Consider the following 15,014-nt stretch of genomic DNA (forward strand, 5'->3'; position numbering starts at 1 on the left):
CATCAGGCCTGCGGGACCCGCTCCGGCTCCGGCTCCCGCCCGCGCGGGGCCGGCTCCGGTCGGAGCATGATCGTCCGGGAGACCACAAAGGTGATCGGGATCGCCGCGCCCGCCGCGATCAGCGGCGCGTAGCGGCTGCCGAAGTGCAGTACGTCCACCAGCAGATAGACGCCGATCGTGGTGACGACGAAGTTCGCGGCGTTGGTGAGCGGGAAGAGCAGGAACTTCCGCCAGGTCGGCCGGGTCCTGTAGGTGAAGTACGAGGTCAGGAAGAAGGACCCGACCATGCTGAGCGCGAAGGCGATGACATGCGCCGCGACATACGGCAGCCAGGTCAGCAGGGCCAGATAGATCCCGTAGTACGTCCCGGTGTTCACCACCCCTACCAGGGCGAATCTGACCATCTGGACCTGGACCGTCATCGTTTTACGAGCTCCCCCGTGCGTGTACGCCGCTCTCCTTCCTGCTGGTGCGGAAGGTCGGCGTTGGTGGCCTTCACCAGGAAGTGCGGTCGCCGCTTCACCTCGTAGTAAATACGGCCGACGTACTCGCCGACCACCCCCAGCATCAGCATCTGTACGCCGGCGAGTGCGGTGACCGCCACCAGAAGGGTGACATACCCGGGGGTGTCCACGCCGTTCACCAGGGCGACACCGACAATCCAGGCGGCATACGCCATGGCGAGCGTGACAAGCAGCAGCCCGAGATAGACGGCGGCCCGCAACGGCTTGTTGTTGAAGGAGAGAAGACCGTCGAGGCCGTAGTTGAGCAGCTTTCCGAAACTCCATTTGGAGCGTCCCTGCTCACGCAGCGCATTCTCGTACTCGAAGGTCGTGGTGCGGAATCCGACCCAGGCGAAGATGCCCTTGGAGAACCGGTTGTACTCGGTGAGTTCGAGGATCGCATCCACGGTACGGCGCGACAGCAGCCGGAAATCGCCCACGCCGTCAACGAGTTCCACGTCGACGAGGCGGTTGATCAGCCAGTAGTAGGCGCGGGCGGTGACGGTGCGGGTAACCCGGTCGCCCTTGCGGGTGCGCCGGGCGATGACCTGGTCGAATCCCTCCCGGTGCAGCTGCAGCATGCGCCGGACCAGCTCCGGCGGGTGCTGGAGGTCGGCATCCATGATGACGACGGCGTCTCCCTCGGCATGCTGGAGGCCGGCGAGCATCGCCGCTTCCTTGCCGAAGTTGCGGCTGAAGGAGACATAGCGGGTACGAGGGTCGGCCGCGGCGATCTCCTCGAGGAGAGGGAGCGTCCGGTCCTGGCTTCCGTCGTCCACATAGACCAACTCGAATTCGTCCCCGAGCAGGGAGAGTTCTGCGGTCACATGTTCATGGAAGCGGCCGATGATCTCCTCTTCGTTGAAGCACGGAACAACTATCGAGATCAGCACGGAAGAACAACATCCCACCCGAATGTCCCGTGCGGATTCCCTGCGTGACGCGTAGGCGACCATTGCGTGAACTGGGCTTCCCGGTGGATGTTTTCACGATCGGCGCTGGCATATTCAAGGAATCATGTCGACTCTGCAATCCGCGCGCGGCCGCGCCGCCGCCCTCGCCGCGCTGATCACCGTGGGGACCGTGTGCGGCGGTGACGCCGTCGCCCGCAGCTTCCCCTTCGGACCGCACACCCGCAGCGTGAACGACCTCGGCAATCAGTTTGTGCCGTTCCATGCCCATCTGTGGGATCTGCTGCATGGCCGTGCGGACGGTGGGCTGCTGCTCAACTGGCAGTCCGGCTACGGAACCAGCTTCCTTCCCGACCTCGGGACCTATCTGACCAGCCCGTTCTCCCTGCTGGTCGGGCTCTTCCCGCGGGACGAGATCGATCTCGCCGTCTATGTGGTCACACTGCTGAAGATGGCGGCGGCGGCCGCTGCCATGACCTGGCTGCTGTTCTCCCTGCACCAGGGCGGACGCTGGTGGATGGCGGCGGTGCTCGGCGGCTCGTACGCACTGTGCGGTTGGTCGGTCGTCGAGGCCTCGTACAACCCCATGTGGATGGACGGCCTGGTCGCCTTCCCCCTGCTGTGCCTGGCCGGCGAGTGGGCGCGCACGGCACGGCGGCCGCTGCTCGGCCCGTTGATCGTCGCGGTGGCGTGGATCGCCAACTTCTACACCGCCTACATGGCGACCATCGGGGCCGCACTGGTGCTCGCGGTGCGGCTGCTGACGGCGGATACGGACGCACGGGAGCGGATGCGGGCGCTGCTGCGGGCCACCCGGACCGTGCTGCTCGGTATCGCGCTGGCAGGGCCCGTGCTCATCCCCGTCTTCCTCGGTTCCCAGCACGCCTATCCGGGGTGGACGAGGCAGTTCTCGCCGGCCGGCTGGGCCGATGTGTTCGCGCGGACGCTGCCCGCGACGTACAGCTTCTTCACTCCCGCCGTCTTCCTGGGCAGCGGTGCGCTGCTGCTGGCGTGCACGCTCGCCTTCAACGGCGCCGTCCCGCGGCGCGAGCGCTGGGTGTGGACCGGTCTTGCCGTGTCGGTCGCGCTCTCCCTCCAGTGGGGGCCGACCCATCTGGTGTGGCATGTCTTCGCGACGCCCAACGGCAGCCCGTACCGGCAGACCTTCGTCTTCGCCGGAATCCTGGTGATCGCCGCCTGGATCTGTCTCTCCTCCGACTGGCCGGGGCGGCGTGCCCTGCTCGGCGGCGGCGCCGTGGTCACGGCGACCGCGCTCGCCGGCGCCACCAGTGAGCTGGTCACCGTCTGGACGCTTCTGCTGTTCGCGGCCGGGTTCGCGGCGGTCGTCGGCGGTCTGCTCCTGGCCGGCCGTGGCACATACACCGTCCTCGCCGCGCTGCTGCTCAGCGGCACGCTGGTCGGCCAGGCCGCGGCGACCACCGCATACGCCGACCGGATGAAGCTCGGCAGGCTGGACGACTACCCGGCCTGGGGCGAGCCCCACAGCGAGCGCGCGGCGGCGGTGGCGAAGGCCGACGGCTGGCCGCGCTACCGCACCGACCCCGGCCGCGACCAGATCACCGGGAACGATCCGGTCCTGCTGGGCGGCCAGGGCGGCCAGTACTACAGCAGCCACACCCCGGATGTGTACACGCGCACGCTGGCCGCACTCGGCGCGGGCTGGACGTCCAACGGCCGCAGTGTGCAGTCCCTCGACAACCCGGTCACGGACGCGATCTTCGCCGTCGGAGCACGGGTGCGCACCGCTCCCGGGAAGCACCCGGAGGCGACCCGGGCCGAGCAGGTGCCGCCGCTGGTGACCGTGCGGCCGCCCGGGGCCGAGCCGCGGTACGACTGGAACCCCTTCCGCAACCAGGAGCGGCTGCTCGGCTCCGCGGTCTACGACACCCCCGCCGGTGGCTCCTGCCCGGTCGGCAGCGAGGTCTTCCTCTGGGCACCCGACTACACCGGCAGGGCAAGGCTCGGCGACTCGCCGTGGGTGACGCTGCGCGGCGGACAGCCGAAGCGGCGTGCCGCGCTCACGTCGCTCGGGACGGTGAACTCGCCGGGCGAGAAGGTCGGTTACAGCAAGGACCCCCACCGCACGACGCTCGGCTGTCTGGACCGGGCGAAGCTGACCGCCGCCGTGGACCGGCTGAAGAGGACCGGCGCGCTCTCGGTCGAGGTGTCCGACAGCGGCGTACGGGCAGAGCTCCCGCCCGGCACCAAGGGGACTGCTGTCCTCGCCGCGACCCGGATCGCGGGCTGGACCTGCAACGGCAAGCCGGCCGGCTCCCACCTGGGGCTCGTCGCCGTACCGCTGGACGGCTCCACGACACGGGTGGACTGCTCCTTCCGCCCTCCCGGCCTGAAGGCGGGTGCGGCGATGGGATCCACGGGCCTGCTGGGGCTCGTACTGATGGCGTTGCTGCCCGGGGTCCGCAAGCGGTCGCGCCGCGCCCCGGAAGCCGCAGACACCACCAGCGACACGAACAACAGCCAACTACAGAAGTCACACTGACTGTTCATCAACTCGTGAGCTTGCAAGGGATCTTGTTCATCTGAGGGCCACCGCACCGTTCACCATTCGACGCCTAACGTCCAGCCCATGACGAGGATTTCACCGCGTGCTCACATAAGACGCACTGCCCTGACCGCAGCCCTTGCCGTCGCCGTTCCCGTGCTCGTGGCGCTGCCCGCCGGAACCGCCCAGGCGGCCAACGCGCCGGTGACCTGCACCACCACCGGCCCGACGTACACGCTGGACCCGGCGGGCAAGCTGTACCGGCAGGACATGCCGACGCCCATGACGGGCGCCGCGCTGCCGAACGGGAGCGTCATCGACTCCACCTGGACCGGCTACGGCCAGATGATGGCGGGCCCGGCCGCCACCTTCTACGGGATCAAGTCGGACGGCCTCTACTACTCCCATCGCATCAGCGCCTCGGCGACCTGGGACGTCCACCACAAGAAGATCAGCTCCGGCTTCACGGAGTTCAAGGCCGCGGGCAAGACCGATGAGATCACCATCGACCGCGGCGGCTACATCTGGACGCTGGCGGGCTCCACCGGCGGACTGCGCTGGTACAAGTACGACGCCGCTGCCGGGGACTTCATCACCGGCAGCGGAAAGATCGTCGACATGGGCTGGGACCGCTACGACGCGATCTACGCCGCCGACAAGGGCGTGATCTACGGCCGCTCGGCGACCGACGGCAAGCTCTACCGCTCCCGCTACGACGTGACCAGCCAGCGCTGGATCGAGCGGCATGTCCTGGAGTCCGCGGCCGACTGGAGCGACTCCAAGACGATCACCTCCTTCGGCGGCGACACGCTCTTCCGTGTCAAGGGCAACGGCGCGGTCACGTACTACCGCTTCGACGAGGGCATCCGCGACTTCCCGGTCTACAACAAGCAGCTCGAGGCGAGCGGCTGGGCCGCGTTCACGTCGGTGTCCGGCGCGCCCGACGCCTGCCGGATCGATGTCAACCACACCCCGGCCTCGCCGTCCGTGCCGCTGGAGAACTACAGCCGGGCCTCGGTGATGCAGTCCTCGGCCGGCTCCCTGGAGCTGGCGTACACCGACAACATCGGCCGTCTCGTGCACGGCCGGATGGGCGATCCGAACGACATCAACGGCGTCCAGTGGACGACCATCTCCGGCAACGAGGCGTTCTCCGGGCAACCGACGCTGGCCGAGCACACCGACGGACGCGTGGTCGTCACCGGGCACAACACCTCCGGCAGCGTCTGGCAGCGCAACCAGACCGCCAAGTCCGGTGCGGACTGGGGCAACTGGATCGATCTCGCGGGCGCGATGGCGCAGCACGCCGTCACCGCCAGGACCCCGTCCGGTCTCCTGGTGCAGTTCTCCGCGGACGCGGACGGCAAGCCCTGGTACCGCATCCAGCAGCGTGCCAACGTGGACTTCATGGGCTGGACACCGCTCGCGGGCTCCGGCTTCACCGGTCCCTTCACCGCCGTGACCGTACGGGACGGCATCCAGCTCTTCGGCAAGAACGCCTCCGGGGTCCTGAGCACCGCGCTGTTCAAGGAGGCCGGTTCGCTCTCCTCCTGGTCGTCGCTGGGCGCGCAGGCCGTCACCGGCACGCCGACCGTGGTCATCTACCCCGGCTACCGTCTCCGCGTCTTCGCCACGGACGGTCTCGGCAAGGTGGTGACCACGGCCCAGTCCGCCGAGGGCAGCACCTACGGCGAGTGGAGCACCGTCGAGGGGCTCACCGCCAACGGCTCCCCCAGCGCCGTGATCTCCCCGCTCACCGGACTCACCGAGATCGTCGTACGCGGCGAGGACGGCTACACCTACAACACGGGTGAGACTGTCCAGGGCAGCGGCACCTGGCGCACCTGGCAGCAGGCCTCCTTCGAGGCCTCCGCCACCGAGCCCACCGCGTTCACCTACACCAACGCGACCGGCCCGACCTGGGCGTACTCCTTCCGTACGGCCGACAACCAGACCCGCGTCTACCAGGTGCAGCAGACCTCGTCGCTGAGCGCGATGCGCGCCGGGGACAAGGCACCGGCCTTCACCGGCCGCGCGCTGCCCCGCCCGTAAACGGCACACGACACCTACCGCCGTCCGGTCCCGCAAGGACCGGACGGCGGTCGGCGTTGTGCCCGAGGCCATAACGAGAAAGGCCCGAAATCCCTTGGCCCACATACGAACCCGGCTCAGAACCGCCCTGGTGGGGCTGAGCCTTCTGCTCGCGGCCACCGCCGCCCCTTCGGTCACCGCACCACCCGCCGCCGCCAGCGGCACCCAGAAATCCGCCGACGCCCTGACCGGCACCGAGCAGATCCTCTTCCGCTCCGGTACCGCGGGCTACGGCTGCTTCCGCATCCCCTCCCTCGTACGCACCAAGGCCGGCACGCTCCTCGCCTTCGCCGAGGGCCGCAAGTCCCCCTCGTGCGCCGACCGCGGTGCCATCGACATCGTGGTCCGCCGCTCCACCAACGAGGGGCGCACCTGGGGCCCGGTGCGCGTGGCGCTCTCCGGCAGCGAGAGCGACCGGGAGGCTCCGTACACCAGGGGCAACGCCTCGCCCGTCGCCGACGGGACGACCGGGGAGGTCTTCCTGCTCTCCACCTCGGAGCCGGCCACCGCCGAGCCCGGCGGCAAGCGTCTGCCGTGGCTGCAGCGCAGCACGGACGACGGTCTCAGCTTCGATACTCCGGTGCCACTGCCGCGGTTCAGCGGCGGGGACGTGGGCTGGTACGGCACGGGGCCCGCGCACGGCATCCAGCTGCGCAACGGCCCCGCCAAGGGCCGGCTGGTGGTCGGCGCGTACGAGAGTCCCACGTCCCATTCGCAGTACGTCGGCCTCATCTACAGCGACGACCACGGCGCTCACTGGAAGACCAGCGAAACCGCCGACTCCTTCGAGAAGGACGTACTGCTGCCGGGCGAGCCGGCCGTCGCCGAACTCGACGACGGCGGTGTCTACATCGCCGCCCGGAACAACACCGACGCAGGACACCGCAGCCATGCGGTCAGCACCGACGGCGGTGTCACCGTCCCCGCGCAGCGACTCGTGCCCGGCCTGGTCACCCCCCAGGTGCAGGGCTCCGTGCTCGCGTTGCGGCAGACCTACCGGAGTGTGCCCGGCGACACGCTCGTCTTCGCCGCTCCCTCCCACGCCACCGACCGGCAGTCCATGCGCATCCGTTACTCGACGGACCGCGGTGCCACCTGGCGCGACGCGTCCGGCGGCCTGATCAACAACAAGCGCGCGGGCTACTCGGACATGGCCGAGCTCGGTGACGGACAGCTCGGGCTCGTCTACGAGGGAGGCACCGACTTCTCCGCCGCGAACATCTACTTCAACCGCTTCACGCCCGGCTCGGTCGGCGTGCCGGGCACCTTCACCGGCTCGCCGAATCCGCAGCCGTCGCCGGCCGCCGGCCGCACCACGCCCGACTCCGGTCCCGAGGCGAACGACGCTTATCTGGGCGGCAGTTCGGCGCTCGGCGCCGGGCGCTTCGGCCAGGGCCTGGCGCTGGACGGAACGGGCGACTTCGCCGATCTCCCCTACACCCCGTCCCTCGATCCGGGTGCGGGTGATGTCACATACTCGTTCTTCTTCCGGTACTCGGCGACCGCGAGCAGCCCGCAGCAGGCGCTGATGTGGGCGTACGGATTCGGCACGGGCAAGCCGCAGCTGTGGATCCGCGCGCAGCCCGCCCAGGACCGGATCCTGGCCCTCGCGGAGACCGCCGCGGGCTCGGTGCAGATACCGCTGCCCGACGCCGGGACCTCGACTGCGTACGGCGACGGTGCCTGGCACCAGCTGTCGCTGGTGCGCTCCGCCGACCAGATCCGTATCTCCGTGGACGGCAGGATCCCCGCCATCGCGACCGGGGTCACCGGCTCGCTGACCGACACCCGCGCCAAGGGCGTCGACGGTATCCGTCTCGGTGCCAAGCCGGACGCGGGCGCCGGCGAGTACTTCACCGGCTCGATCGACGAATTCCGGGTCCACCGGACAGTCCTCACCGACGCTCAGCTGGATGCGCTGCGCACGGCGAACAGCGCGCGGGACGCGGAGGCCGCCCAGTCCGTCCGGCTGGCCTTCCAGGTCGCCGACACCGCCGACGTGCCCGCGCTGACGTCGGTCGGCGTCGAGGACGATGTCTCCGGGCACTGCGCCGACGGCACCCTCCTCGGCGGACTGCCCGACGAGGACGCGGGCCGGATCGGCAAGGGCGCGATCGGCGTCTCGGCCACCCGGCCCGGTGTCGAGACGCCGTACGTCCCCACCCTCGATGTCGGGGCGGACGACTTCACCTACACGCTGTGGTTCTCGCACTCGGCGACCGCGTCGACCCCGAACTCGGCGCTGCTGTGGGCCTACGGCTCCACGTCCGGGCAGCCTGCCCTGTGGGTGCGCGCCCAGCCCGCCCAGGACCGGCTGTTCGCCTGGGCGGAAACCGCGGCGGGGCCCGTCCAGATCGCTCTGCCCGACCCCGGGACCTCGGTCGCCTACGGCGACGGCACATGGCATCTGCTGGCCGTCAGCCGCAGCGGCGACCGGCTGCGGCTGAGCGTGGACGGGGCCCCCGCCACCGAGGCTGCCGGTCTGTCCGGGTCCCTGACCAGCGCCGCGAATCCGGAGGGGGTCCGGGTCGGGTCCAAGCCGGGCAGTCTCGACATCCTCACCGGCCGTCTCGACGACGTCCGGCTCTACCGGCGCGCCCTCACGGAAGCCGAGTTGAAGAAGGTGACCGGATCCGCGGCGGGTTCGGCCGGCGGCTATCCGGCCGACCCGCCCGCGCTGTGGTGGTCGATGGAGGCCGGCAACACCGAGGTCCACTCGGTCGCACGGCCGGCGTCCGGGCCCGCGACGCCCGACTCCTCCGTCCACTGCAGCCACGCCTATGTCCGGGGCGGTGCACTGCCCTCGTCCTGGTCGGGCGGGGGCAGGTTCGGCTCCGGGCTGCCGCTCGACGGCACGGACGACAGCGTCGAACTGCCCTATGGCTCCGACAAGGCGCTGGGCGGCGGCGACTTCACGGTCGCGACTTGGCTCAAGTACACCGCCGGCCCCACAACCGGCAGCCAGGTCATCCTGTGGTCGTACGGGGTGGGTGGCGCGGAACGGCAGTTGTGGCTGCGGGCCCAGCCCTCCCAGGACCGGCTCACCGCACTCCTCCAGACGGACACCGCCACGGTCCAGCTGTACGGGGCCGACAGCGGCAGCGCGTCCGGTTTCGGCGACGGCGCCTGGCACCATGTCGCACTCGAGCGCTCCGGCGGTCTGCTGTCCCTCTCGGTGGACGGCAAGCTGCTGGACGACGCTCCGGTGCCGGCCGGCTCGGTGACGTACGGGGACAGCTTCGCGGTGTCCGGGATCCAGCTGGGCACGCGGCCGGACGGCGTGGAACGGTTCAAGGGCTCCCTGGACGAATTCCGTCTCGTGCGGCGGGCATTGACCGATCAGGAGCTGACCGCGCTGCGGTCGTCGAACGCGGACACCGGGACGGCCACCACCGTCCGGCTGCCCTTCGACACGCTGTCACCGCAGGGGCACGCCCGGATGTGACCGGCCGGCCCGGTCAGCCACTGTGAAACTGCTGCTGCCGGTCGAGCGCACGCCGCAGCTCGACCGGCAGCTGGTGGTAGGGCCCGTACGTCCGCTCCGCGTCGTACAGCAGGGCCTGCAGCTGCTGCCGCGCCGCCGCATGGTCACCCACCGCGAGCAGCAGATTCCCGATGCGGTGGCGTACGTCGAAGGCGCGGGCGGGGTCGGAGGCCTGCTGGTTCTCGTAGTACGGCAGCACGGCCCGGTACTCCGCGAGAGCGGCGGCCGCCTCACCCAGCTGTTCCAGGCAGAGTGCGGCGTCGTAGCGGAACTGCAGCGTCTGCGGGTCGGCCGGGCCCGCCTCGGCGGTCCGGTCGTCGGCGAGCCGCCGCAGCTCGGGCAGCGCACGCCGGTACTGCCCGTCGTCCAGCAGCGTCGTCGCGTACTGCTTGCGCAGGATCCGTACGACCGGCGAGTGCTCACCGTGCTCGGCGGCGGCCGCCGGGAGGATCCCGCCGAGGATGTCCACGGCCTGGGTGATGCTGCCCTCGCCGAGGAGGCGCTTGACCTCGTCGACCGCGGCCGCCACATCCGGGCGGGGCGCCACCGGGGCGGCGGAGCGGGGATCCGGGGGCGGGCCGGTGACCCGGTCAGGCCACGGGGCGTGCGGGCGCAGAAACGGGCGGGTCGGGTCGAGCGGACCGCCGGGCGCACCGCGACTCGGCAGCAGCGGTGCGAGCGACTCGTACACCTCTTGCGCACCGGACGGGCGGTGCTGCGGGTCCTTGGCGAGCAGGCGCAGCACGAGCGCTTCGAGCGGCTCGGGTATCTCGGGGCGCAGCTGGCGGACCGGGAGCGGCGGCTCGTAGAGATGGCGGTGCAGCACGCCGAGGGCGGTGGAGCCCGCGAACGGGACGTTCCCGCTGAGGAGTTCGTGCAGCAGCACACCGAGCGCGTAGAGATCGGTGTACGGGCCGACCGCGCCGCCCATCGCCTGCTCGGGGGCCATATAGGCAGGGCTGCCGATGGGCGATCCGGTGTGGGTGAGGCGGGTGGTGTCGGTGTCGATGACGGAGGCGACACCGAGGTCGAGGACGGTGACCGTGCCATCGGGCTTGACCATCACATTCCGCGGTTTGAGGTCACGGTGGACGATCGGCACGGCGTGCACGGCGGCGAGCACGGCACAGAGCTGGGCGGCGACCGAGACGGCCCACTGCCACGGGTACGGGTCGTGCTCGGCGAGATGGTCGGCGAGGTCCGCGCCCTCGACGTACTGCATGACGAGATAGAGGTCGTCCTCGTCGCTGCCCGCGTCATGGACGGTGACCAGGCCGGGATGGGAGACCTGCGCGGTGACCCGGCACTCGCGGACGAAGCGGCGGCGCATCTCGTCGGCGTCGGTGGCCGCCGCCATGTGGTCGGGGCGGAGCAGCTTGACGGCGACGCGGCGGTCGAGGCGGCCGTCGTAGGCCGTCCAGACCTGCCCCATGCCGCCCTGGCCGATGACGGTCGAGAGCTCGTAACGGCCCCCGATGACGCGTCCGTTCACCGGCCCTGCTCCTTGCGGAGGTAGTCGCTGAGCTCGTCGAGCTCGGCACGCACCTGGTCGATACGGGGCTTGTCGGCAGGGGACTGCGGCGGAACCGGGGGCGGGGACTGCGGCGGGACGGGCGGGTAGCCGTATCCCGGCCTCTGGGATGGCTGAGGCGTCTGGGATGTGGGCGGCGTCCGGGATGTCTGCGGCGTCTGCCCCGGCTGCGGCGGCAGCCCGTACGGCACGGTCGGCGCGGCGTAGGGCGGCGGCGCCCAGCCCGTCCGGGGTTCCTGGTAATGGCGGATGTCGGCCACCAGATAGTGCGTGGGCACCCCGATCGCGAGCCCGAGCAGAAGCGGCAGGAACACAAGGTCGAGGGCGGTCATCTCGTCCTGCTCGGCCGACTCGGCCCCGGCGTCGGGACCGTATTCGCCGATGACGACAAGCGCGGTGACGGCGATGGCGAGGCTGACCCAGAACAGCAGCCAGTCGAGCCTTCGGCGGCGCAGGATCGCTATTCGCAGCATCGTGCCCCAGGCGAGCATGCCGAAGCTGAGCAGCGCGAGCGCCACGAAGAGTACGCGTATGGCGATGAGCAGCGCGGTGGGCGGTCGCTTGGGCTGCGGCGGCGCATAGCCGTGGCCGTGCATTACTGCTCCTGGGGGCCTGGGGACGAGGCAGATAGGGGACGAGCGTATACACCGACACGGACATCGGGTCCTGGGTTGTACGGACCCGATGTCCGATGCGTCACGCCCCGGCTCTCACTCCCGCGTGACCGTGCCGTCCGTCAGCCCGTCGTACAGCCCCTGGACGAGCTGCTCGCCGAGCCGCCCGGCCTGCTTGAGAGCGTCCTCGAATTCGGCGAGCGCACGGAAGCGTTCGCCGTAGCGCTGCTGGTCGGCGAGCGGCAGCCGGGGCAGCTGGAGCCGCCGGACATCGAGTCGGGTCGCGGTCGACGCATAGCTGCTGGCCTGCCGGGTGTTGGCGGTGCCGCGGAGGAAGCCGGCGAGGAACCAGGGGTCGAGCGCGGCCGGATCGGGGTGCAACAGCTGGAGGTTACGGCCCAGGGCCGCTCCCGCGGTTGCCTCGTCGATGACGCGTACGACGGATCCGCCACCGAGCACGGGCACGACGACATCGCCCTCCTCGAGGCGTACGGGCTCCTCGTCGGGGCCTTCGGGAAGCGTGCCCGAGGGCGCGGTGCCGGAGAGCACGTCCTGCTCGGTGAGTACGGGCACGGCCTCGGTGCTCGTACTGCCAGTGCCGCCCGCGCTGATCACCAGCGCTCCCGCGCGGGCCAGTTCGCCGACGGTGGTGGCGGGCCAGGGCACGGGCTCCGCGTGGGCGGCGGGCGCGGGAGTGAGCTCTCGGGTCAGCCGGAGGGTGTCGGCCAGCCGGTCCCGCACCCGCAGCAGCTCGTCCGCGCCGCCGGCGGCGGCCGGGGGCGGCAGGTGCCGGGCGGGGGCCAGGTCCACGTCGTCGTCGAGGAGTTCGATGACGGGGACCGAGCGGCTGACGCCCGGCTGCTCCTCGGCAGTGCCGTGCTTGTCGAAGGGCTGCCAGGCATCGAGTACGGCGCTGTGGACGGCCTGCCAGTCGAGCTTGTCGCGGCCACCGCCCGCCCCGGCGAGCTCCGCGGTGTCGACGAACAGCAGCTCGGGCGGAGCCGCCCGGCCCGGATCCGGCTTGCGCAGCACCCAGATGTGCAGGGGGATGCCGTACGGGGGCGCGGCGCCGGCGGGCAGGGCGATGACGGCCCGCAGCGCACCGCGGCGCAGCAGCCCGGCGCGGATACGGCGGCCGGAACGGCGGGACGCGGCCGCGGGCGGCATCAGCAGCACGGCGGCGCCGCCGGGGCGCAGCCGGGCGAGCGTGTGCTGGACCCAGGCCAGTTCGGACTCGGTACGGGCCGGGAAGCCGTACTCCCAGCGGGGGTCGTAGGCGAGTTCGTCGTGGCCCCAGTTGCGCTCGTTGAACGGCGGGTGGCAGAGCACAGCGTCGAAGGCGGGCTTCGGGAACGCGTCGCCGCGCAGGGTGTCGCCCGCGCGGGCGCGCACGGTGGCGTCGGAGTGCAGGGCGAGGCGCAGACCGGTGAGCGCGGCGAGGTCGGGGTCGGCGTCCTGTGCGTACAGGGCGTTGGGGCGTTCGACGGCGCGCAGCAGTGTCCCGGTCCCGGCAGCGGGATCGAGTACGTCGCGGGCGCCGGCCCCGGCAAGCCCGGCCATGAGCGCGGCGGGTCCGGGCGGGGTGAGGGTGTACTGCCGCGGGTTGGCGTCCAGGTACCGCCCCAGCAGAAACTCGAAGGCCTGACGTGCGCCGAGTTCGGCGGCCAGCTCGGCGACACCACGCAGGAAGGGAACGGACGCCGGCAACGGCGCCTCCGGCCCGGAGGAGGAGCCCACCGCCTCTGTGAGCGGTTCTGTACGCGTCGCCGGGCCCGTCTGCGCTGTGAACACTTCCATGAAGAGCCCCACCGCGTCCTCGCCGAAGCGCGCCGTGAGTACCTGCTCCAGCGCGGCGGGCAGCAACTCCGCCAGGCGCTCGTCCGAGACCGCCGTCAGCTCCAGCCAGGCCGGGTGACGGTCCCTCACGAGCAGCAGTGTGCAGCCCGCCTGCACCAACGCCGGTACGGGGCCCGCGAGATGATCCGCGAGATGTTGCCAAACCCTTTCACGGAGCGGGATTTCTGCGAGCTTGCCCTGGTCACGGAGCCACTGCTCGACCTCGGGGAGTGCGAACGACGGGCTTGTCTCCGTGCCGCCGACCGGCTTGGGGAAGTCGGCGTGACGGCGCCGCCAGTTGCTGACCGCGGCGCGTCCGACTCCCGCCAGCCGGGCGATTTCGGCCGCCGTCACCTCGCTCGCTCTGTCCGGCACCTGGCTGACTCCCTCGCGTGAGCGCTGATCCGCACCTGCCTGTTGTGTCGCCGAGCATAGCCGCGCGCACAAGAGAAACCTCTTCACAGTGTGAGCAAATCACGATTCCGTGAACAATGTTGACTCGGTTCACAGCCTCTGCTCTTATTGACCCGTCGCCACACGGCGCGCTGAACGGGGCTCACGCCGAGGCCCCGGCCACACTCCACGTCAGGGAGGGCACCCATGTCCCACTCCACGCAGCAGCCTCAGTACGACCCGCAGCAGCCGCCCGGCGCCGGCCCCTACGCCCCGGCCCCGCAGCAGCTGCGGGGTGGGCTCGGCACGGCCGCGCTGGTGCTCGGGATCATCGGAACCATCTCCGGCCTGATCCCCTTCTTCTTCTGGCTGGCCGGCATCCTCGGCCTGATCGCCCTGATCCTGGGCCTGTCGGGCCGCGGCCGCGTGAAGCGCGGCGAGGCCGCCAACAAGGGCGTGACCACGACCGGAGCGATCCTCGGACTGGTCGCGCTGATCCTCTCGATCGTCGGCGCGGTGATCACCTTCAAGGCCGTGGGCGACGCGGTGGACGAGATCAACAAGGCCACCTCGGGCACCACGGCGTCGAAGGCACCGGCCGCCGGAAAGGGTGACAAGGGCAAGGGCGACACGGCGGACAAGCCCAAGAGCGACGACAAGGCCAAGGCGGCCGACACCCTCGCGGCGGGCGACACCTCCATCTACGACGACGACTTGAAGGTCACCGTCTCCGCGCCCAAGGACTTCACTCCCAGCGAGTTCGCCGCCGGGCACACCAAGGGCCACAAGGCCTACGTGGTGACCGTCGTGATCGAGAACGCCGGCAAGGAGAAGTTCGACGCCGCCCTGCTGACCGCCGAGGCCCGCGCCGGCAAGGACGGCGTCAAGTCCGAGCAGATCTTCGACCAAGGGGTCGGCGACGGCTTCAGCGGCAAGATCCTGCCCGGAAAGAAGGCCACGGTGAAGTACGCCTTCGACGCCCCGGCCGACGCCACGATCCTCACGGTCGAGGTCAGCCCCGGCATCTCGTACGACGCATCGCAGTGGGAGCTGAAGCTCTGACCCGCCGCCGCCCCCCGGGCGAAGAGGCCGCCTCCGAGGCGGCCTCTTTCCGTTCCCCCGGCAAC

At 70.8% G+C, this 15,014-nt stretch carries 9 protein-coding genes; 4 read left to right on the forward strand and 5 right to left on the reverse strand.

The window, feature by feature from the left end:
* Positions 1 to 2: 2 nt before the first annotated feature.
* Positions 3 to 422: a GtrA family protein gene (locus OG966_RS16425; RefSeq protein ID WP_326650393.1), complete on the reverse strand. Its 420-nt coding sequence runs from the start codon at positions 420 to 422 to the stop codon at positions 3 to 5.
* Positions 419 to 1,396: a glycosyltransferase family 2 protein gene (locus OG966_RS16430; RefSeq protein WP_326650394.1), complete on the reverse strand. Its 978-nt coding sequence runs from the start codon at positions 1,394 to 1,396 to the stop codon at positions 419 to 421. Before OG966_RS16430 ends, OG966_RS16425 begins: the two co-directional genes overlap by 4 nt.
* 124 nt (positions 1,397 to 1,520) lie before the next feature.
* Here OG966_RS16430 and OG966_RS16435 point away from each other — a divergent pair, with 124 nt between their 5' ends.
* The 3 genes from OG966_RS16435 (at position 1,521) to OG966_RS16445 (ending at position 9,474) form a co-directional block, all read left to right on the forward strand.
* Positions 1,521 to 3,935: a YfhO family protein gene (locus tag OG966_RS16435; RefSeq protein ID WP_326650396.1), complete on the forward strand. Its 2,415-nt coding sequence runs from the start codon at positions 1,521 to 1,523 to the stop codon at positions 3,933 to 3,935.
* An 87-nt stretch (positions 3,936 to 4,022) separates the two neighbouring features.
* A complete protein-coding gene (locus OG966_RS16440) occupies positions 4,023 to 5,990 on the forward strand; it encodes a tachylectin-related carbohydrate-binding protein (RefSeq protein ID WP_326650397.1) in 1,968 nt (655 codons plus the stop codon).
* 94 nt (positions 5,991 to 6,084) lie between these two features.
* A complete protein-coding gene (locus OG966_RS16445) occupies positions 6,085 to 9,474 on the forward strand; it encodes a LamG-like jellyroll fold domain-containing protein (protein ID WP_326650398.1) in 3,390 nt (1,129 codons plus the stop codon).
* A gap of 13 nt (positions 9,475 to 9,487) precedes the next feature.
* Here the strand turns inward: OG966_RS16445 and OG966_RS16450 are convergent, their stop codons facing one another.
* The 3 genes from OG966_RS16450 to OG966_RS16460 all read right to left on the reverse strand — a co-directional run bounded on the left by OG966_RS16450 (position 9,488) and on the right by OG966_RS16460 (position 13,869).
* Positions 9,488 to 11,005: a serine/threonine-protein kinase gene (locus tag OG966_RS16450; RefSeq protein WP_326650399.1), complete on the reverse strand. Its 1,518-nt coding sequence runs from the start codon at positions 11,003 to 11,005 to the stop codon at positions 9,488 to 9,490.
* On the reverse strand, positions 11,002 to 11,640 hold the full coding sequence (locus tag OG966_RS16455; protein ID WP_326650400.1) for a hypothetical protein: 639 nt from the start codon (positions 11,638 to 11,640) through the stop codon (positions 11,002 to 11,004). Before OG966_RS16455 ends, OG966_RS16450 begins: the two co-directional genes overlap by 4 nt.
* A gap of 114 nt (positions 11,641 to 11,754) precedes the next feature.
* Entirely contained in the window at positions 11,755 to 13,869 is a 2,115-nt protein-coding gene (locus tag OG966_RS16460) for an N-6 DNA methylase (RefSeq protein WP_326650401.1), read from the reverse strand.
* A 225-nt stretch (positions 13,870 to 14,094) separates the two neighbouring features.
* Here OG966_RS16460 and OG966_RS16465 point away from each other — a divergent pair, with 225 nt between their 5' ends.
* A complete protein-coding gene (locus OG966_RS16465) occupies positions 14,095 to 14,949 on the forward strand; it encodes a DUF4352 domain-containing protein (protein ID WP_326650402.1) in 855 nt (284 codons plus the stop codon).
* Positions 14,950 to 15,014: the final 65 nt, after the last annotated feature.

This window comes from Streptomyces sp. NBC_01750 (assembly GCF_035918095.1).
Taxonomy (GTDB): domain Bacteria; phylum Actinomycetota; class Actinomycetes; order Streptomycetales; family Streptomycetaceae; genus Streptomyces.

What these genes read in the sequence shown, in the direction of transcription:
- OG966_RS16425 (WP_326650393.1), bottom strand. Translation starts at nt 422, where the DNA reads ATGACGGTCCAGGTCCAGATGGTCAGATTCGCCCTGGTAGGGGTGGTG.
- OG966_RS16435 (WP_326650396.1), top strand. Translation starts at nt 1,521, where the DNA reads ATGTCGACTCTGCAATCCGCGCGCGGCCGCGCCGCCGCCCTCGCCGCG.
- OG966_RS16440 (WP_326650397.1), top strand. Translation starts at nt 4,023, where the DNA reads ATGACGAGGATTTCACCGCGTGCTCACATAAGACGCACTGCCCTGACC.
- OG966_RS16455 (WP_326650400.1), bottom strand. Translation starts at nt 11,640, where the DNA reads ATGCACGGCCACGGCTATGCGCCGCCGCAGCCCAAGCGACCGCCCACC.
- OG966_RS16465 (WP_326650402.1), top strand. Translation starts at nt 14,095, where the DNA reads ATGTCCCACTCCACGCAGCAGCCTCAGTACGACCCGCAGCAGCCGCCC.